This window comes from Arcicella rigui (genome assembly GCF_034929435.1).
Lineage (GTDB): Bacteria > Bacteroidota > Bacteroidia > Cytophagales > Spirosomataceae > Arcicella > Arcicella rigui.
Genome location: NZ_JAYFUM010000001.1, coordinates 331,173 through 350,017, shown reverse-complemented (window position 1 = coordinate 350,017; position 18,845 = coordinate 331,173). Strand labels below are relative to the sequence as shown.

Sequence of the window (18,845 nt, the reverse complement as noted above, 5' to 3'; positions counted from 1 at the left end):
CAGTTGTTTATAACTTGATTGGTCTTTGAGGAATTAATAATTTATGTACAATTTACCCGTATGTACGTATATATACAAGTAATTTTTTGATTCTTACTTCAATGTTGAATTTCATTTTTTAAATGAAAATAAAAATGAAATATTTTCAAAAATTCAAAAAATATAGTCCGAAATGAAAGATACTTTTGGGTATAGCTATTTAAACAAAAACGACTTGCCGAATCAAATTCAGCAAGTCGTTTTTTATTTTATAAGAAGAGTATTTTGAATTCAAGTATTATTTTACTCCAAACTCTGAACTCCTAATTCAGCACTCTTAGTACGCTCTCATTTCAACACCTTTCATAAAGTTCACAAAAGCAGTGTTTACTACTTTGTTTCCACCCGGTGTTGGATAATTACCTGTAAAGTACCAGTCGCCAGTATCATTCGGGCAAGCTTTGTTCAAACTTTCTACGGTTTGATATACAATTGCTAAATCTGCTTTTAAATCTTTTGGTTTTACCAATTCAGCAATTTTATCCGAAATTTCTTGCGTAGTAAATGGCTTATAAATAGCTTTTACCAAGTTTTCTTTGTGAGCTGTTCCTAATTCAATGGCGGCAATACAACGACCCAAAGTTTCCTCTAAAATATCGTCCATATTACGCTCAAGTAATAATTCATAAGCGGCACGGAAAGCAATAAACTCTTTCATACGAGACATATCAATTCCGTAGCAGTCTGGATAACGAATTTGTGGAGCAGAAGAAACAATTACGATTTTCTTAGGGCCTAATTTATCCAACAACTTAATAATCGAACGCTCTAAAGTAGTACCACGAACAATTGAATCATCTATCAAAACAACATTATCAACGCCTTTTTTGATTACCTCAAAAGTAGTATCATATACATGGGCAACCATATCGTTACGGTCGGCATCGTTGGTAATGAATGTTCTTAACTTAACGTCTTTGGTAATCAATTTTTCTACTCTCGGACGGAAAGTCAATAAATCATCAAGGTCTTTTTCAAACAATACACCTTCCATGATTGCCTTCTTACGTTCCTTAGCAAGATAATCTTCCAAACCTTCAATCATACCCAAAAACGCTGTTTCAGCAGTATTAGGAATATAAGAGAATACCGTATTTTTAAGGTCGTAATTTACTTCTTGAAGTACTTGAGGAATGATTAAACGTCCTAATTGTTTACGTTCTGAGTAAATATCTGGATCTGAAGCTCTTGAAAAATAAATACGTTCAAAGCTACAAGATTTTCTTTCGATGGGCTGAATGAATTGCTTTTGCGAATAAGTTCCGTCTTTTTCGATGATTAAAGCGTGTCCTGGCTGTACTTCTTTAATATCTTCGTAGTTACAGTTGAAACTTGTTTTGATGGCTTGCTTTTCTGAGGCTACCACCACTACTTCGTCGTCTGCGTAGTAAAAAGCGGGTCTAATACCTGCTGGGTCACGAGCTACAAAAGCTGCACCGTATCCTGTCATTCCGCACATGGCATAACCACCATCAAAATCACGACAAGAACGTTGTAGAACTCTTTGTAAATCAATGTTTTCTTGAATAATATCCGATAATTCTGGATTATGATATTCTGTTTTGAAGTAATCAAATTGGCGTTGGTTTTCTTCATCTAAGAAATGCCCAATTTTCTCCATTACCGTTACAGTATCTACTTTTTCTTTAGGATGCTGTCCCAGTGAAACCAGTTTATTGAACAACTCTTCAACATTAGTCATATTGAAGTTTCCAGCCATTACTAAGTTTCTACTTCTCCAGTTGCTCTGTCTGAGCATCGGATGGCAGTTTTCTATTTCGTTTTGTCCGTGTGTTCCGTAACGAAGATGACCTAGAAAAACCTCTCCTGAAAATGCCACATTTTCCTGAATCCAATGTGCGTCTTTTGCTTTATCCTTATTGTCCTTTAAGGCTTTACGGAATTTCTTGTAAATCTTCCCAAAAATATCAGGTACAGCATTTTGCTCAACAGAACGATAGCGACTGATGTAACGATGACCCGGAGGAACATCAATCTTGATGTTAGCAACCCCTGCACCGTCTTGCCCTCGGTTCACTTGCTTTTCCATCATCAAATACAATTTGTTCAGACCGTACAATGGCGTGTTGTATTTGTTGATATAATACTGATAGTCTTTCCGGAGACGGATAAGTGCTATCCCGCACTCGTGTTTAATTGCGTCAGACATGACTTTAATTATATTTTTTTTGAATTATTAGAACCTAATTTTTAGAAAATAAAGTTCCCTAAACCAATGTATTAAATTTCAAATGGTTCGGTAAGAATTCGCAATAAATGTCAGATTAAATAAGAATTAAAGATGGGTTATTTTTCTGTTAGCAAAATTACAGATATAACTTTGAAAAAAACAAATTTTAAGAAGGGATTAACAGTATTTTTTACAATGATTTTTCAATGTGTAATTATTCCGAGAAATTCTTGAAGTATTAGTATTTTATACTCAGGTTATAGACAAAGCAGGAAATTCAGAATACAATTCAGTAGCAAAAACTCGCCTTGATTTCGAAACAAGGCGAGTTTTGAATTATCAAAAATAAATAAATTTATACTTTTTCTTCTAAGTAATATAATACCGAAAAAGAGTATAATCTTTGAAAAGTTATATTTCTTTTACATAAGTTTTCAGCCAAGTATCCATTTCCCAAAGCATGTGAAGGATAGATTCACGTGCTTGATAACCGTGACTTTCGTAAGGCAATTGTACGTATCGAACCACCGCCCCTAAGCCTTTTAATGCTGTATAATATCGCTCCGACTGCATCGGGAATGTACCTGTATTATTATCTGCTTCGCCGTGAATCAAGAGTAAAGGCGTTTTCATTTTATCAGCATAATTAAATGGCGACATCCTGTTGTAGGTTTCGGGCGTTTGCCAAAAAGTACGCTCTTCGCCTTGAAAACCAAAAGGCGTTAAAGTACGGTTATAAGCTCCGCTTCGGGCAATGCCTGCTTTGAACAAATTGCTATGCGATAATAAATTGGCTACCATGAAGCCTCCGTAAGAATGCCCCATTACTCCTACTCTTTCAGCATCTACAACGCCCAATTTTGCTCCTTCATCTATGGCGGCTTTTGCTCCTGCTACCAATTGTTCCAAATAAGTATCATTGGGTTCGGCTGTGCCTTCGCCTACGATTGGAATAGACGCTCCTTCTAAAATAGCAAAACCTTGCGTTACCCAAAAAATGGGCGAACCCCAGTAAATTGAAGTAAATTCAAAAGGCGAACCCGATATTTGTCCTGCGTTACTTTTATTTTTGAATTCTAAAGGATAAGCCTCTAATAAACAAGGCAATGGGCCTTGTTCTTTTTGGTAATCGGCTGGCAAATACAGATTGGCTGTTAGTTCTACTCCATCTTCACGTGCGTATTTTAATACTTGTTTTTCTACGCCTTTTAATGCTGGATACGGATGTGGAAAAAACGTAATTTGCTCAATACTTTGTTGTTTTAAATCTCTCAGAAAATAGTTTGGATTCTCTTGTTTAGACTCCCGAACCATCAAAACAATCTGATTTTCATTGTCTAATACTGCTACTGGGCGTTCGTAATAAGGTGCTTCCGAACGCCACAAACGACGTACTTCTTTACTTTTTATATTTAAAATATCAATAAAAGGTCTGTCGCCTTCGGCAGAAGCTCCGTCGCCAGTCATAAAAACAGAATGGTCTTTTTGAATATCAATGACCAATTTCCCAAACTGATTTTTTTTCATAGACGGACTTCCCGGGTCGTTGTACTTATCTTCAGAAGAACGGTCGAATAGAATTGTTGCTTCCGCTTCGCCACTTGGGTCGATAATTCGGGTAATAATTCTGCGGGTTTTATGCCAATACTCGTCTATCAAAGCTAAATTTTCGTTTGCCCAAGTAATCCCTGCAAAGCGATACGCCGTTTCTGCAATCGGCTTCACTGGCTCTAAAAATGGAGCTGACCAAGTAAATACTTTGTCACGAACTGGCACTTCATTTTTAGGGTCGCCTTCGTCTTGTGCTTCTATCCAATACAACGTCGCAGCAGCATCGTGTCGCCAATTATGTCCACGAGGTTCTTTCTGTGTAGCATCAAAAGAAATCGGAATATTTTCAAGCAAAGGGTTATCCACAATGGTTTTTATCCAATTTCCATCAATCGTACAAACATCAACTTTGTGTGGGAAACGTCCAAAAGGCACAAGGTATGAATATGGACGATGAATGGTTTTTATCAGCACATACTTCCCGTCGGGCGAAGCCGTAGCAGTTTGAATAATCGCTGGTTCGCTAATTTTTTCTACTATTCCTGTTAATGAAATTTTTACTAATTCAGAAGTACCATAATAATCAAATAGTTTTTCATCATAAGTATTTTTCAGTAAATCTTGATAAGTTCTATTGGGCGTACTTTTGCCTAAATTTTCTTGAATCGTCGGGCCGGTTGGTACTCTATTGGCTTGTGGAACGTTTCCACGTTCGGCAACAATTACTTTTGCCAACAAAAATTTCCCATCTGAAAGCCAAGAGTACGGATGCCCAAACATGGCATTCATGGCTAAATCAGAAACTTTCTGAGCCTCTGCCGTGGCAATATCCAATACCCAAAGTTCAATTTTATCGGGTTTTGAATGACAAAAAGCAATTTTGGTTTCATCGGGCGACCAACTGGCAAAATTCAACAATGGCTTTTCGGGCAAACCTTTTATCTGAATTTCTTCCGAACCTTTTACTTTTCTTATTCGTATGTCCACGAAATAAGTAGTACGGCTAAGTCCATTATTGGCTGGATTGATTCTTAATCCTGCTAATCGCAACTCAGGTTCGGCTAACTGGGCAATTGAAGGCTGGGCGGCACGTTGGAGTAAAATCATCCATTCGCCTTTTGAGTCCACACTCACACTTGGGGTCGGGCTTGCCGTCACTAAATCAGCAATAACTTTGGGTGGTATTTGATAACCATCATGTGCGTTTGTTTCCGCACTTTCGAGCAAGTTTGAGTGCATAAGTTTATTTGATTTGTGGTTTTGTGGAAAATGAAAGGGAAAGAGATATTAATTATGAGTTTTGAATTATGAAATAATACGATTTTGGATTTTGGATTTGGGATTTCTGATTTACTTTAAAGCCGAAATCCGACATCTGAAATCCGACATCGCATTAATTCATAATTCAAAAACTATCCTCCGCTTACAGGTGGAATCAGAGCGATTTCGTCGGATTCTCTTAATAGTAAATCTGCCTCTGCATATTCGCTATTTACGGCCACTAACAAGGATTTGATACTTGTCAATCGGGGATAGTCTAATTTAAGTTTTTGTAAAATTGTCTGAACGTCCAAAATAGCATCGCTCTCAATTTCTGTGATACTTTTCCCGATGATGTCTCGGGTTATACCAAAAAGATGAATTGTATATTTCATTTTTATTTGCCCGTGATTGATAGTTATTGGATATGATTTTGAATGTTTTTACATTCCGATAGGTTATTTAATTAAATTTGTTTGACAATGTAACGAATTTAGACGTGATAAAGCAAAACTCAAAGCAGAATACCCAAAACTTGATTTACGACAATCATGGTCGACCAATTACTTATTTGCGTTTGGCAGTAACTGACCGCTGTAATCTTCGTTGTTTTTATTGTATGCCCGAAGTGGGTGTGAAGTACTTACATAAATCAAAATTATTGACTTATGAAGAAATGCTTCGTACTGTTTCTGTGTTGTCTGAACTGGGCGTTTCTAAAGTAAGAATTACGGGCGGAGAACCTTTTGTTCGCCATAATATGATTGATTTCATGTATCAACTTTCTGAAATTGAAGGCATTACAGAACTAAACATTACTACAAATGGTATTCTGACGGGGCAGTACATTCGTCAAATGAAAGAAATGGGCATCCGTTCTGTTAATCTGAGTTTGGATACTTTAGATAAAAAACGCTTTTTTGAAATCGCCAGAAGAGACGAATTCGACAAAGTTTATGAAACACTTTTTCAGTTATTAGACGCAGGTTTTGAAGTAAAAGTAAATGCTGTGGTAATGGACGGACAAAATACCCAAGACATCATTCCATTAACAGAACTTACGAAAGACCATAAAGTTTCAATTCGTTTTATTGAAGAAATGCCTTTCAATGGCGAAGGCTCGCATTATCCGAAATTAAACTGGAATTCTACCAGAATTTTAGCCGAAATAAGAAGTAAATACCCTGATTTACAGAAATTAGTCGATGCTCCGAATTCTACTTCTTACAATTATCAAATTCCCAATTATCAAGGAAATATCGGCATTATTGCTGCCTTTTCACGTACTTTTTGTGGTACTTGCAATCGTATTCGTCTGACCGCAACGGGCGATTTAAAAACTTGTCTTTATGACGACGGCGTACTGAATATCAGAGATTTACTTAGAAATGGTATTTCAGATGAAGAATTGAAAAATACTTTTATCAATGTTTTCAAGCAACGCCCCAAAGACGGTTTTGAAGCCGAACGCAACCGCAAAAGTATTATAACAGAATCTATGACTACGATTGGAGGATAATTACAAGTTATGAGTTTTGAATTATAAATTATGAGTCAGTAGTTATTTCGGATTTGTGATTTCTGATTTCGGAGATTTTAGCAAATACTTTATAGATTACTCTTTATGGGTTTTAAATAAACTCGTCTATTTCGTGCAAGTCACTTCCTTGAAAGAAGGTTTTTAGACTAATACTTCTAAAAATGCGTTAATTTTGTTTTCTGAAACAGGTGTTAGCCCATTTTTGAATTTATCTTTTATGACAATCTCTGAAATTTTCAATCAATTCAATCAATTAAAAGTTCTCATCGTTGGCGACGTGATGCTCGACTCTTATACTTGGGGAAAGGTAGAACGTATTTCGCCTGAAGCTCCTGTTCCAGTGGTCAATGTACTCAAGCGTGAAGTACGTTTGGGCGGTGCAGGAAATGTGGTAATGAATGTACAAAGTTTGGGAGCAGAAGCCATCATTTGTTCTGTCGTTGGGAACGATACTTACGGAAATGATTTAATCAAACTTTTGCAAGAACAAGGTTTATCTACCGAAGGCATCATTCAGTCTGAAACCAGAATTACCACTGTTAAAGAGCGAATTATTGCTGGTTCTCAGCAAATTGTACGCATTGATACCGAAACCGATGCTTTGATTAATGAATCTGAAAATCAATTACTTAGTCAAAAAATAAAAGAACTTGCTAAAGAAGCGAATGTGATTATTTTTGAAGATTACGACAAAGGTGTTCTTTCAAAATCGCTTATTGCCGACATCATTGATTTTGCTAATACAAACAATATTCCAACCGTAGTTGACCCCAAAAAACGTAATTTCCTGCATTATCAGCAAGCCACGCTTTTCAAACCCAATTTGAAAGAATTACGTGAAGGCTTGGACATCAGTTTTGACTTAAAGAAAAGCGAAGAATTAGAAAATGCGGTGAGTCAGTTGAAAAATGTACTTCAATTGAAAGGTGCTTTTATCACACTTTCCGAGCGTGGAGTTTATATTGATTTCAACAACGAAAAGAAACATTTCCCTGCCCATGTTCGTAAAATTGCAGACGTTTCAGGGGCTGGCGATACTGTCATTTCGATTGCGGCTTGTTGTGTAGCATTGGGTTTATCGCCAGAATTAGTGGCTGGTTTGTCCAATTTGGGTGGCGGTTTGGTTTGTGAATCTTTGGGCGTTGTACCAATCGACAAGGCTTTATTGGAAAAAGAAGCCATTTTGCATTTAGAAAAATAAGGCTAAAATCTTCATAAATAAGTTGAAATTTACGTCAACTTATTTTAGGCAAGCACAACTAATCACCAATCACTTTTTACTAATCACTGCTTACAATGTTTGAAGTACAAAAAGATGATTTTTTGATTTCGACAGATAAATCAAAATTAAAAATTGACGTGATTCATGATTACCTCGCTAATCGCTCTTATTGGGCGAAAGGCATTCCTGTGGAAATCGTTCAGCGTTCTATTGCTCATTCGATTGCTTTTGGTATTTATCATCAACAAGAAAATACATTAACGCAAATTGGTTTTTGTAGAGTCACCAGCGATTTAGCTACTTTTGCTTACTTGGCCGACGTTTTTGTATTGGAAGAATACCGAGGAAATGGACTTTCTAAATTTTTAGTAGAAAGCGTACTGAAACATCCCGACTTACAAGGCTTACGCAGATGGGTACTCGCCACTTGGGATGCCCACGGTTTATACGCTCAATTCGGCTTTGAACCATTAGATAAACCCGAACATTTTATGCAGATAAAAGCAGGAAATCCGTATGGAAGCTTTGAGCAGTGAGCTTTGAGCCTTGAGTTCTTTCTTAACCTGACCAATAAAAATACTCAAAGCTCAAAGCTATATCGGCTTTTCCTCAATTCCCAACATCGTCAAAGACGGATTGATGGTTCTGGGGGTGATGACGATTCTGAAAATTTTATTATTCGCAATTTTAAATTCGGCTACGTACTTTCCTTTCTCTTTCAAACTTCTATACACTGCTGTATAATTAATTTTACTTTCCCAACCATTAATTACCAAAGACGCAATTACTTGGTCTAAACACTTACTGAGGTTAGAAAAATAGCTTAAAACCGTTTCTTTTTCACGAATTGTATTCAGCGAACCAATCGGAATTACGGCTACTTCATAAATAGTTTGTTGTTTCATAAATATTAATGAAAAATAATTCAACTATTTTTCAAACGTAAAACTTTTCATAAACGTTCGGCGTTTTAATATCATACGCTTCCAAAAAGCAAAAAGCCCCAATTTTCATTGAGGCTTTTTTTATGTCTTCATTTCAAGAAAAATTACTGAGCAATCGCTGTAAATTCAATTTCTACTAAGTAATCTGGAGAAACCAATTTACTGATTTCGTAAATACCTGTGGTAGGTTTAATCGCTCCAAAAAATGCTCCGTGAGCTTTCGCAATATTATCAAACTGTGTAATATCTGTCGTAAAAATTCTTGTTCTTACTACATCGTTCAAGCTTGAACCCGCTTCTTCTAATACTTTCGCAATTCTTTCAATGATATTATTGGTTTGTGCAAAAGCGTCGTCGGCCTTTACTTTTTCACCATCAACAATGGCAACCGTTCCAGATACTTCAATAATATTTCCGATTCTTACGGCACGGCAATAGCCCATTTTGTCTTCCCAAGGTGAGCCTGTAAGGATATTTTGTCTTGACATTTTGTGATTATTTTTTGGTTAAGGCACAAAGATAATTTTAGCAAGTTGAAATACTAAAGGTTTTGTATTCAATTTTTAGCATAAAAGATTTCCGTCGTCTGTACTTTATTTATAATGGTTTGTAGTACGCCACTTTTTACGTAAGTTTACAATATTAAACTCTCTTTGTAAAATATTGAAATCAATTTCATAAAGTCCCAAAAGGCTTTTATTACTGTTCTTCAAAAAGACGAGCAGTAGGTAAACTTGTATTATCAAATTTTATAAAGAACATCATGAATACTTCATATAAAATCGCCGTTATTGGCGGTACTGGCAAATCTGGCAAATACCTTGTCAAACAATTATTAGCTAAAGGTTTTCAAATTAAGTTACTTCTTAGAAATCCTGAAAAATCACCTGCTAAAAATCCTCTGATTGAAACTATTGAAGGAAATATCAATCATTACACAACTGTCTATAACCTTCTTGAAGGCTGCCAAGCAGTGATAAGTACCTTGGGATTAGGTATTCCTGCCAGCGAGCCAACTATCTTTAGTCAATCCTCCACAAACATTATAAAAGCCATGAATGAACATAAAATAAAAAGATATATTGTTACGACTGGCTTGAATGTGGATACTCCTTCTGATAAAAAAAGCCCAAAAACGGCTTTTGGAACAGAATGGATGAAGAAGAATTTTCCAATTTCAACGACAGATAAGCAATTGGAATTTGAAATCTTAACAAAAAGTAATATTGACTGGACACTGGTGCGACTTCCTTTGATAGAACAAACAGACGAAACAGGAGAAGTAAATATTAGTGTAGAGGACTGTCTCGGAGATAAAATAAGTGCTACTGATTTAGCTAATTTCTTGATTCAGCAATTATCCGACGAAAACTATATTAAAAAAGCTCCTTTTATTGCGAATATTTAAAATAAAAACAGTGAGTCGAATAGGCTCACTGTTTTATTTTTGTGAATATATAAACCCAAATTTTAATTGAAAACCTTTATTATCTATTTCATTACTGCTTCAATCAGCTATGTTGCTACCATTCCGCCCGGGCCACTGAGTGTTTATGTGGTGCATAGTACGCTACAAAAAAACATTAAAATTGCCCTCTGGGTAGCTTTCGGAGGAGTACTTTGCGAAAGTACTTACGCTTATTTAGCGATTGAAGGTTTAATGATTTTTGAGAAATATCCCCAAGTTGAATATTGGATGCAAAGGGCAATTATTGTCTTGCTTTTCGGAGTAGGCATTTTTACTTTTTTCCAAAAACAGGCAAAAATTGAATATGAAAAAGTATCGCTAAATAATCCATTTTTTTCTTTTGTCAAAGGCATTTCTCTATCGCTCTTCAATCCTGCTCTTTTGCCATTTTGGGTAGTGATTTTACTTTCTTATGGCAAATACGATTGGTTAAAAATTACTTCTTCTGTTGAAAAAATCAGCTTTGTATTGGGTGCTGGCACTGGTACGTTTTTGTTAGTTTATACTTATGCTTTTCTGGCAAATTGGAAACGAAATCTTATTTTTAAATACCTCAACGACGAACGACTCAATAAACTAATTGCCTGTATTTTCATCGGATTGGCTTTATTGCAATTGGTGAATTTGTTTGTAAGTGATTAGTAATTAGTGATTGGTTATTGGTGATTAGATTTTTAGCATACAAATAACTGATAATCAGAATATTAAAACTCTAATCACTAATCACCATTTACTAATCACTCAATAAAACTTCAAGCTAATTGATGTACATCTTTCACAATAATTTCGCTACGAGTGTAATCTATCAAGCCTGCATTTTTTAGTTCATTAAAAAGTAAAGTAACGGTTTGACGAGTACTACAAATCAATCCTGCGATGTCGTTATGGGTAAGATAATTTTTCACCACGATATTTTTTGTTTGTCCGTTTCCTTCTTTCATTGCCCAATCTTTCAAGAACAAAGCAAACCTTGTTCTTACATCTTTGAACATCAGATTTGTGTAATTATTTGAAATTCTCTTGAGTTTAAAACCCACCAATTTGGTATAACGAATGGCTAATTGTGGATTTCTTTTTACGATATTTTCAAAATCATTTTGCTTGAAACTACAAATCACTACTTTGTCGGAAACAGCAACGGCGTACTCGTCTTCGTTTTCATTCATTTCATCGAAAGTATATTGTCCGAACAAATCTCCCGAACGCAAAATCTCTTTTACCGTTTCATTGCCTTCTGCATCAACAGAAATAATTTTCAGCGTTCCACTTTTAATGGTATAAAGTCTTTGCTCGTCATCGTGCGAAAAGTAAAGAATTTCATTTTTTTTAACCGTCTTAAAATTCGGAATCAAACACAAGGCACGGTTTTCTTCACGGCTCAAAACCGAGAACAGTTGGTGATCGTGTAAGTACCAATATTTTGCTTCTTCTTGCATTGAAATCTTAGGTTAAAGTATAAAAAAAGGCAAAAATATCTCCTTTGCGAATGTATGCCACTACCGAACAGCAAAAGAAAGTAATCAGTGCTAAGATAAACAAATATCCTCCATCTCCTTCGCTTTCAATTCCCAAAACAGTGAGATGTGCCAAAATCGCTCCCAACATTACTCCCATTCCTAAAAATGCTCCCAGCCAAGCTTTGCGTGGGCTTAGTAACAGTATCACTACTAAAAGCTCGGTTACACCTGCCCCGTAGCGACCGAATGGCTCAACGCCCAATTTGCTAAACAAGGCTACGCTTTCGGCTGCACCCGAAAATTTGAAGAAAAGTGTTTGGGCTAAAATCACCGCTGCGATGATTTGGGCAGTCCAAGTAATATAGATTTTTTGAGTAGTCATGGCTTTATTTTTTGATTATTTTTTCCCAATTAATGTCTGCTTTTGCTTTTAGATTGGCTTCGTCTTTGTTCCAATCGGTGAGCGTATTGCTAAAAAAAGTATGATAAAACAAGTACAATTTTCCGTTGACGATTTTGTAGGTTTCGGGGTCAACTTCTACTTTTTCGCCTTTACTTCCCATCGCATAAGCACACCAACCGCCGTACTGAGCTTCGTATTTTGAAGGATTTTTTTTGAAGATTTCAAGATTATTGGCTGATGCAAATTGATAAGTAATGCCTTCTTGTGTGTAAGTGTACTCTTTTTTGCCTTTTTGTGGTTTTCCTTGAAAATATGCTACTGCATCATAGCCACTGAGTGCTACTCCTTTTTCTGTCAGAAAGTGTTTTTTTCGTGTGTTTATGTCTTGTGAAAAAACATTTAAACTAATGATACTGAATAAAATAATGAGAATTTTCATTTGTGTTACGGTTTGATTACGATACAAATTTTGACATTTCTTCGTCCACAAATTGTCGTCTAAATTACCATTTCACAACTTTTACGATTTACACAAAATAATTCAACAAAATATTGACAATATTATATTTTTATTATAAATTCAATAAACTAAACAATTATCAAAATGACTACTATTGAAAGCATAGAAAATTGGGGTGATAGACATCATCCAGCGTGGCTTGACATTGTTCGGATTGGCTTGGGGTTGTTGCTATTTTTCAAGGGGATGAGCTTTATCGGCGATACTTCCTATCTCTCGACGCTCGTAGAAGGACTGCATTTTAATGCTTGGACTTTCGTGGCGGTGCATTATGTGGCCTTTGCCCATTTGGTCGGAGGATTGTTGATTACTTTGGGTTGCCTTACCCGACTGGCGGCGGCTTCGCAAGTACCGATTTTGTTTGTAGCAGTATTTTTTGCTAACATCAGAAATGGCTTTACGTTTGTCAATTCTGAGCTTTGGTTGTCGATTGTAGTATTGTTGTTATTAGGACTTTTCTGGCTGATTGGCTCTGGCAAATTTTCATTTGATGAGTACGTAAAAAATCATCCAGCTTATAAAATGAAGTGATTTTTGGGGGATTTGATAATTTGATGATGTGATAATTTGAAAATTTAAAAATGAAAAATCTGCTTTAAAATGATAAAATGAAGGGATTTTTCTCGGAATTTGAAGATTTGAAAATAAAAAACTGCTTTACAGCTATTTATTACTGTAAAGCAGTTTTTTTATTTTAGGAATTTATGTTTGCAATTAAAATTCATTTTTCGCTACTTCTTCCGTGCTGTGTTCGTCTAAACCAACGGTAAAATCATGCTTTAAGACAATTAGGAAGCATAAGCAAAAAAGGAAGTGCTTTAGAATAGTCGAGTTCAGCATATTCTAAGCCCAACACTCTAATGTTTTTGTAATAGGTTTGATGCTGCTCGTAATAGTTTCTTTCACTGGGCACAAACCAAGCTTTTTCGCCTAATTTTTGTCCTAAAAACCATTTCTCTAATAAACGTCCACATCTACCATTACCATCGTTCCACGGATGAATTTTCACAAATACCAAATGAATCATGGAAGCAAAAAAGAAAACTTCTTGTATGCTTAGTTCTTGCTTCAAAAGCAAAGCAATATCACTATAAAATTTTTCCATTTCAGAGGCTACTTCATAAGGTGAAGCAGCCACATATTCAATCTTTCCATCAGGAGTACTTACGTACATATTGTGTATTCGTAACTTACCTTGCTGGTGCTTCGCAACAATGTGTTTACTCAATAATTTATGGACTTCACTGATATTATCTTTATTCAGTACATTGGTTTTGGCGAAAGTATAGGCAGAGTACAAGTCATCAATTTTTTTGGTATAGTCTGGTAAAAACTCAATACCAAATTTTTTATGCTTGATATAACTATCCAACTCAATGTCTTCTCCTTCAATTTTGCTTGAATACACCGAGGCTACCGAAGTATAAAAACTAAAAGTATCAGTAGAAATTTCTGCATCTTCCAAAGCTTCAAAAACTTTTGGCAAATCTTCTGGAATAGTATTTAAGTATTCTCCTAATATTTCGGTTCGTATAACTTGAAGGTTCATCGTTTTCAGTTAATAGTTTATCAATTTTACTAAATTGAGTATTTTGAGATGCATTCAGAATTAATATTATCAGAAAGTTTAAACGCTCTTACGAATTTGATATTTCGGATAAAATAGTTATATCTTTAATGACAACACGTCTAATAAACGTATAATTTATCCTTTGTCCTACATCGAAAAGGCAAAATCTGAAATTTCAATAATACATTCTAAAAACTGTCATTCCTCACTCCGCACTCAAAACTCATCACTCCTAAATGCTCTCTGCCAATTCTTTGATTTTTACTTCTACGCCATTCCAAAGTTGGTTTCTTACTTTTAAAGAACGAAGTGAATAAGCTTCTGCTTCTGCCCATTTTTCAGCATCGTCGCCACAAAGTTCTTCTACCATTTGTAAAGCTAAATGACTGTGGTGGTCGCCATCTACTTCAATATGTCTTTCTAAGTAATAATTGAAAATTGAAATGCTTTCTGGCATACTTTGGTTTAAATCTTTCACCATCGAAAGGAACATATCAGGGATTAAATCTTCACGTCCGAAAGTAAATACAGCCGCCATAATGTGCGGTTTCTGTGTGTTGATTACTTCAAAAGTAAAATCTACAAACTGACGAACACTTTCTGAAACTTCTACTTTTGCCAAAGCTTCCTGCACGCTTACTCTTTGCGAAAGTAAAGTAATGAAGTTTTCGATTTGCTCGGTAGCTGCACCAGATTGTTGCATGGCTTTCAAGTATAATTCAAAGTGACTCATTACGTTTCCTTCTTCGTCTTTATCGCTTTCTTCGCCAATCACGATTTCGTTGATTAAAAAACGAGTGGTAGCATTACCCACCGGAATCCACGGAATATCCACACAAGTAAGATTTCGCTGTAATCCTTTTAACAAAGACATAAAATCCCAAACGGCAAAAACGTGGTCTTGCATGAAAAGCTGTAAATCTTCTAATTCATGGATGTACTTATAAACCGAGTGCGAAGTAATTTCTTGACGAATCGGCTCAATTGCCGACTGAATTTTGAGAATATTCTGATTCATTGTATGTTATTTATGACTATTACTATTTACGGTTTTTGTAAGCAAATTGTTTGCTTCAACCTTCAAATTTATCTAAAATGCCTTTTAAAAACGATTTCTTCGGCTTTAATCCTCACTTTTTACTCCAATAAAAAAATCAATACTCACAAACTTAACAAACATAACTTTGATTTAACATTCCGATAATTCACAAGTAATATTTAAAAGTGATTTTTGTATTAGACAAAAACAGTTTGAACATGAAAAAAATTTACAGCATTTTGATATGCCTTTGTTATTTGGAAAGTAAAGCACAAGATGGTGTTTATTTAACAGCACAAGATTTTGAAAACCATAAACTTAGCGAAACAAATGCCACAGTTTTCAAGGAAAGATATAGCAGTGTGAAAGTGAAAAAAGATGTTTCAAAAGTTTATAATCATCAGAATGCTTTTGGATATAGAAAGGGAGAAAAAGATTGGCGTTTTGTGGGAAATCAGTCTTATGAAATTTTGAATAAAAATGGTATTTACATTTATCGCTTAAATATCAGTAACGAAATCTCTACACAGTTGTATTATTTCAGCAAAGAAGCCAATAGCGAATTGATTAGCCTCACTAAAAGAAATTTAAAAAGAGTATATGCCGATAATCCAGCGTTTGTAGAATTACTGAATGGACTTCATTGGAGAATCAATTTAGAAGAAGAAATTCCTCCTTTTAATGTTGTAAGAATAGCAGAGTTATTTTTGTACTGCAAAGCAAACAAAGGGGAAAACTAATTATCAAGCTCCCCTTGTTTAATCCAATTTTGAATCAATTTCACATCACAATCTGAGCGTTTCCCTCCTTTGGGCATTGGTGGTATCGAACCATTTACTGAGATAATTTGGTCGAGAAGTATTCCGCTGGATGCCCAAAATTTCACATCTTCAAAATCTTCTAATTTTACTCTCCTGAATGATTGGCATTGCTATGGCAAGCATTACAATTATCAATCAGTATTTTCTGAATATCCTTTTTGTAGCTCACGACACAGAGTATATCAGCCTGACAGTTGGCTACTGGAGTAATATTTTTCTCATATTTACACGAAAATATTACGAAAAATAAAAAGTATTTTACAATTTTATAGTTTATACGTTTGGGCTTTATTTGCTGAAAAAATAGAAAAGCCGAAACGAGGCGTTTCGGCTTTTACATAATTACACCAATATGAAAATCCATTTCGGACTTTCTCCCCGCCTGAGCGAGGAGAAAACCTTAGTAAGGTTTGACTGTTACCCACTCATGAGTATTTTTGTTGTATTGCAGATGCTCGTCAGGCCACTCAATATATTGCTTCATGGAAAGGTATTCATCTACATTTCCTTTTTTTACTAATTCTCTAAATAAAAAACCTCCACGCTCTACTACTATTTCTTCTCTTAAATGAGGTGTGTTAATGATTTCCTCGAAAGATTCTGGTTTTAACGAACCTTCTTTTAATTTAAACTTTGCCAATACTCCTCTTCTGAAAATTGGGCTTGCTGAAACCGGACGAATAATGAAAGCGTAGTTCCAACCGTCTTCGGCTTGATAATATTCTTGGATTTTAAAAAATGGTAAGGCTTTTTGGTAGAATTTTCTGTACTGAGCTTGAAACTTTGTATTATTATTGGCACCGGGTGCTGGTGAATAAATATAAGTAATGATGTTGGTTAAGAGAGTGTCTTGTTCTTGGGCAGAAAAATAATTACTTGCTTGATACTTTTTTGTATTACATGAAAAAAGAAAAGCAAAAAGAAAAAGAATGACTAAAATATTTTTCATATTGGTAATTGAAAGACTTTAGAAACTTCAGTCTGCAATGATGAAATAATATGCAGACTGAAGTTTGAATATTAAGAGCAATTATTTTACATAAGTAACTCCTTGTGGGTTAAATTCAGCCCAACCAGTTGTCCAATCTACATCGTTGAATGCACCTACATAAGTAGTTTTTGTAAAGAATGCAGGTAGAGTAGTTGGTAAATTAACACCTACTAAACTTGAACCAGAAGCTAAAGTAAATGTAGGGCGACCAGTCAACCATAAAGAAGAACTTAATCCGATTGTTGAAGAGTTCGCTAAAATTTTGTTACCAGTTTGAGCAGCAAACCAAGCAGAAGGCTTCTGAGTACCAATCAAGATAGCAGGAGCAGCAGTGCTTTGTTCGTTATCTGATACTGCACTCGTTCCGAAACCTGTACTTCCCCATCCGTCAACACCTGCTAAAACAATGTTATTTAAAACTAACTCACCGTTCAAAGCATTGTCTTTAGCGTTACCTCTTTGGCTATCAATATAAACTCCGTAAGGATAACCTGTAACAACTGCATTGTAGATTTTCAATTTGTTGTTACGACGTAACTGCATACCATTTTGGAATAATGAACTAATCGTTGTTGAAGAACTTCCTTTTGGTCCGATGATAGTCATGTTAGCAAAAGTACCAGAAGTAAATGGAGTGTTGCTTGAACCAGCAGCATCGTTGTCAACTTCAAAGCCATTTGAACCAGAAATATCTGCTTGAGTAGCACCACGAATACCGATACCGAATTGTACATTTCCAGTGAAACCGTTATCAACGTCGAAGTCATCGTCCAAACCTTTGTAAGCAATTAAATATTTTGCATTTACACTTCCACCAAACCATTCGAATGAATCATCCAAACCGAAAGAAGCTTGTAAGTACTCTAAAGTTGTACCCGAACCTACCGAACCAAAAGTATAAGAGTTAACCTCAGCATTTGGCTGTACTGGAATACCTGCATATTCAACACGTACATATTTCAAAACTCCTGAGTTATCAGCATTATCAGTACCACCGTGGAAACCACCATAGTTACCTTCTAATACTCTACTTGCTTCTGGCAAGTTGTTTACTGCACGACCACAGATTACGATACCACCCCAGTCACCAGCTTCACGCTCGCCTACTGCTCTTTCAGAAGTAAATACGATAGGTTTAGCAGCTGTACCTTGTGCAATAAGCTTGCTACCTCTTTGCACTACCAAAGTTCCTTTAGAAGCACGGTCTCCGATGATGATAGTACCTGGTTCAATTGTCAAAGTACCTGTTTTTGTAACAGTTCCAGCAACAGCTTCTTCACCTACACGTACAAAACCTACTAATTTATAGATTTTATCAGCTGTCCAAGTGATATTTCCTTCAAGATTTCCTTGAACTGTTACCACAGTTGGAGCAGGTATTGCTGTTACAGTAACAGGAATTGTTGTTAAAGTAGAAACTTGGCTTAGTTGGTCAGTTACTTGAACAGTAAAGTTTACGATTGAACCTGCTGCTAAATTTTCAATTACATAGTCTTTAGTATATTCAAGTGTTTTTTCACCTGTTCCTGTTTTTGTGTCATAAGCTGCACCATTTTTCAACACTGTTACAGTTTTTACACCACCCGGAGCATTGATAGAGGCTTTAATTTGAACAGTTGCTCCTGGAATACCAGACAAAGTTCCTGACACTGAAATAGTTGGTAAAGGAACTACTTCTGCAGTATCGTCTTTACAAGCTTGAAATACAGTTGCTAACGAGAGCAACAATGCAATCACTCTAATAGCTTTCATGTTTAAAAATTTCATTGATTTGATTATTAGATTAAGAAATAATGTTTTAAAAATTCAACTGCAAATTGTATGTATGA

General features: G+C 35.5%; 19 protein-coding genes. 7 read left to right on the top strand and 12 right to left on the bottom strand.

Translation table 11 applies throughout. From position 1 onward, the window contains the following. Positions 1 to 316: 316 nt before the first annotated feature. The 3 genes from VB248_RS01640 to VB248_RS01630 all read right to left on the bottom strand — a co-directional run bounded on the left by VB248_RS01640 (position 317) and on the right by VB248_RS01630 (position 5,436). A complete protein-coding gene (locus VB248_RS01640) occupies positions 317 to 2,209 on the bottom strand; it encodes an amidophosphoribosyltransferase (protein WP_323294979.1) in 1,893 nt (630 codons plus the stop codon). Positions 2,210 to 2,641: 432 nt separating this feature from the next. Further along, complete coding sequence (locus VB248_RS01635; protein ID WP_323294978.1) at positions 2,642 to 5,020, bottom strand: S9 family peptidase; 2,379 nt, start codon at positions 5,018 to 5,020, stop codon at positions 2,642 to 2,644. A 173-nt stretch (positions 5,021 to 5,193) separates the two neighbouring features. Further along, a complete protein-coding gene (locus VB248_RS01630) occupies positions 5,194 to 5,436 on the bottom strand; it encodes a MoaD/ThiS family protein (RefSeq protein WP_323294977.1) in 243 nt (80 codons plus the stop codon). Between the two features lie 140 nt (positions 5,437 to 5,576). Here VB248_RS01630 and moaA point away from each other — a divergent pair, with 140 nt between their 5' ends. The 3 genes from moaA (at position 5,577) to VB248_RS01615 (ending at position 8,339) form a co-directional block, all read left to right on the top strand. Continuing rightward, positions 5,577 to 6,560: a GTP 3',8-cyclase MoaA gene (gene moaA, locus VB248_RS01625; RefSeq protein ID WP_323295059.1), complete on the top strand. Its 984-nt coding sequence runs from the start codon at positions 5,577 to 5,579 to the stop codon at positions 6,558 to 6,560. A 238-nt stretch (positions 6,561 to 6,798) separates the two neighbouring features. Then, on the top strand, positions 6,799 to 7,782 hold the full coding sequence (locus VB248_RS01620) for a bifunctional heptose 7-phosphate kinase/heptose 1-phosphate adenyltransferase (protein ID WP_323294976.1): 984 nt from the start codon (positions 6,799 to 6,801) through the stop codon (positions 7,780 to 7,782). 95 nt (positions 7,783 to 7,877) lie between these two features. Further along, positions 7,878 to 8,339 (top strand): GNAT family N-acetyltransferase, encoded by a 462-nt coding sequence (locus tag VB248_RS01615; RefSeq protein WP_323294975.1) that lies wholly within the window; start codon positions 7,878 to 7,880, stop codon positions 8,337 to 8,339. 57 nt (positions 8,340 to 8,396) lie between these two features. Here VB248_RS01615 and VB248_RS01610 read toward each other — a convergent pair whose 3' ends face one another. Beyond that, complete coding sequence (locus VB248_RS01610) at positions 8,397 to 8,708, bottom strand: hypothetical protein (RefSeq protein ID WP_323294974.1); 312 nt, start codon at positions 8,706 to 8,708, stop codon at positions 8,397 to 8,399. Positions 8,709 to 8,851: 143 nt separating this feature from the next. Next, positions 8,852 to 9,235 carry a RidA family protein gene (locus VB248_RS01605; protein ID WP_184129744.1) on the bottom strand — a complete coding sequence of 128 codons (384 nt, stop codon included), beginning with the start codon at positions 9,233 to 9,235 and terminating at the stop codon, positions 8,852 to 8,854. A 275-nt stretch (positions 9,236 to 9,510) separates the two neighbouring features. Here VB248_RS01605 and VB248_RS01600 point away from each other — a divergent pair, with 275 nt between their 5' ends. Next, a complete protein-coding gene (locus VB248_RS01600) occupies positions 9,511 to 10,155 on the top strand; it encodes an NAD(P)-dependent oxidoreductase (RefSeq protein WP_323294973.1) in 645 nt (214 codons plus the stop codon). 66 nt (positions 10,156 to 10,221) lie between these two features. Further along, entirely contained in the window at positions 10,222 to 10,857 is a 636-nt protein-coding gene (locus VB248_RS01595; protein ID WP_323294972.1) for a LysE family translocator, read from the top strand. Positions 10,858 to 10,967: 110 nt separating this feature from the next. On the opposite strand, the gene VB248_RS01590 is transcribed toward VB248_RS01595, so the two are convergent. From VB248_RS01590 to VB248_RS01580, 3 genes are read right to left on the bottom strand one after another with little or no spacing between them, the layout of a single operon-like run. Beyond that, the gene (locus tag VB248_RS01590) at positions 10,968 to 11,651 is read right to left on the bottom strand and encodes a Crp/Fnr family transcriptional regulator (RefSeq protein ID WP_323294971.1); all 684 of its coding nucleotides are present in this window, start codon (positions 11,649 to 11,651) and stop codon (positions 10,968 to 10,970) included. A 7-nt stretch (positions 11,652 to 11,658) separates the two neighbouring features. Then, the gene (locus tag VB248_RS01585; protein WP_323294970.1) at positions 11,659 to 12,054 is read right to left on the bottom strand and encodes a DoxX family protein; all 396 of its coding nucleotides are present in this window, start codon (positions 12,052 to 12,054) and stop codon (positions 11,659 to 11,661) included. A gap of 4 nt (positions 12,055 to 12,058) precedes the next feature. Beyond that, complete coding sequence (locus tag VB248_RS01580) at positions 12,059 to 12,514, bottom strand: YHS domain-containing (seleno)protein (RefSeq protein ID WP_323294969.1); 456 nt, start codon at positions 12,512 to 12,514, stop codon at positions 12,059 to 12,061. Between the two features lie 165 nt (positions 12,515 to 12,679). On the opposite strand from VB248_RS01580, the gene VB248_RS01575 reads away from it, so the two are divergent. Then, complete coding sequence (locus VB248_RS01575) at positions 12,680 to 13,126, top strand: DoxX family protein (RefSeq protein WP_184129730.1); 447 nt, start codon at positions 12,680 to 12,682, stop codon at positions 13,124 to 13,126. A gap of 241 nt (positions 13,127 to 13,367) precedes the next feature. On the opposite strand, the gene VB248_RS01570 is transcribed toward VB248_RS01575, so the two are convergent. Together VB248_RS01570 and VB248_RS01565 are read right to left on the bottom strand one after the other, a co-directional pair. Continuing rightward, a complete protein-coding gene (locus VB248_RS01570) occupies positions 13,368 to 14,144 on the bottom strand; it encodes a Fic family protein (protein ID WP_323294968.1) in 777 nt (258 codons plus the stop codon). Positions 14,145 to 14,397: 253 nt separating this feature from the next. Beyond that, entirely contained in the window at positions 14,398 to 15,183 is a 786-nt protein-coding gene (locus tag VB248_RS01565) for a DUF3050 domain-containing protein (protein WP_323294967.1), read from the bottom strand. Between the two features lie 239 nt (positions 15,184 to 15,422). On the opposite strand from VB248_RS01565, the gene VB248_RS01560 reads away from it, so the two are divergent. Further along, positions 15,423 to 15,944: a hypothetical protein gene (locus tag VB248_RS01560; protein WP_323294966.1), complete on the top strand. Its 522-nt coding sequence runs from the start codon at positions 15,423 to 15,425 to the stop codon at positions 15,942 to 15,944. Between the two features lie 481 nt (positions 15,945 to 16,425). Here the strand turns inward: VB248_RS01560 and VB248_RS01555 are convergent, their stop codons facing one another. Continuing rightward, positions 16,426 to 16,974 (bottom strand): hypothetical protein, encoded by a 549-nt coding sequence (locus VB248_RS01555; RefSeq protein ID WP_323294965.1) that lies wholly within the window; start codon positions 16,972 to 16,974, stop codon positions 16,426 to 16,428. A gap of 81 nt (positions 16,975 to 17,055) precedes the next feature. Next, a complete protein-coding gene (locus tag VB248_RS01550; RefSeq protein WP_323294964.1) occupies positions 17,056 to 18,768 on the bottom strand; it encodes an Ig-like domain repeat protein in 1,713 nt (570 codons plus the stop codon). Positions 18,769 to 18,845: the final 77 nt, after the last annotated feature.

Coding starts and splice junctions, on each gene's coding strand:
- VB248_RS01640 (WP_323294979.1), bottom strand. CDS start 2,209: ATGTCTGACGCAATTAAACACGAGTGCGGGATAGCACTTATCCGTCTC.
- VB248_RS01635 (WP_323294978.1), bottom strand. CDS start 5,020: ATGCACTCAAACTTGCTCGAAAGTGCGGAAACAAACGCACATGATGGT.
- VB248_RS01630 (WP_323294977.1), bottom strand. CDS start 5,436: ATGAAATATACAATTCATCTTTTTGGTATAACCCGAGACATCATCGGG.
- VB248_RS01620 (WP_323294976.1), top strand. CDS start 6,799: ATGACAATCTCTGAAATTTTCAATCAATTCAATCAATTAAAAGTTCTC.
- VB248_RS01615 (WP_323294975.1), top strand. CDS start 7,878: ATGTTTGAAGTACAAAAAGATGATTTTTTGATTTCGACAGATAAATCA.
- VB248_RS01610 (WP_323294974.1), bottom strand. CDS start 8,708: ATGAAACAACAAACTATTTATGAAGTAGCCGTAATTCCGATTGGTTCG.
- VB248_RS01605 (WP_184129744.1), bottom strand. CDS start 9,235: ATGTCAAGACAAAATATCCTTACAGGCTCACCTTGGGAAGACAAAATG.
- VB248_RS01600 (WP_323294973.1), top strand. CDS start 9,511: ATGAATACTTCATATAAAATCGCCGTTATTGGCGGTACTGGCAAATCT.
- VB248_RS01590 (WP_323294971.1), bottom strand. CDS start 11,651: ATGCAAGAAGAAGCAAAATATTGGTACTTACACGATCACCAACTGTTC.
- VB248_RS01585 (WP_323294970.1), bottom strand. CDS start 12,054: ATGACTACTCAAAAAATCTATATTACTTGGACTGCCCAAATCATCGCA.
- VB248_RS01580 (WP_323294969.1), bottom strand. CDS start 12,514: ATGAAAATTCTCATTATTTTATTCAGTATCATTAGTTTAAATGTTTTT.
- VB248_RS01575 (WP_184129730.1), top strand. CDS start 12,680: ATGACTACTATTGAAAGCATAGAAAATTGGGGTGATAGACATCATCCA.
- VB248_RS01570 (WP_323294968.1), bottom strand. CDS start 14,144: ATGAACCTTCAAGTTATACGAACCGAAATATTAGGAGAATACTTAAAT.
- VB248_RS01565 (WP_323294967.1), bottom strand. CDS start 15,183: ATGAATCAGAATATTCTCAAAATTCAGTCGGCAATTGAGCCGATTCGT.
- VB248_RS01560 (WP_323294966.1), top strand. CDS start 15,423: ATGAAAAAAATTTACAGCATTTTGATATGCCTTTGTTATTTGGAAAGT.
- VB248_RS01555 (WP_323294965.1), bottom strand. CDS start 16,974: ATGAAAAATATTTTAGTCATTCTTTTTCTTTTTGCTTTTCTTTTTTCA.
- VB248_RS01550 (WP_323294964.1), bottom strand. CDS start 18,768: ATGAAAGCTATTAGAGTGATTGCATTGTTGCTCTCGTTAGCAACTGTA.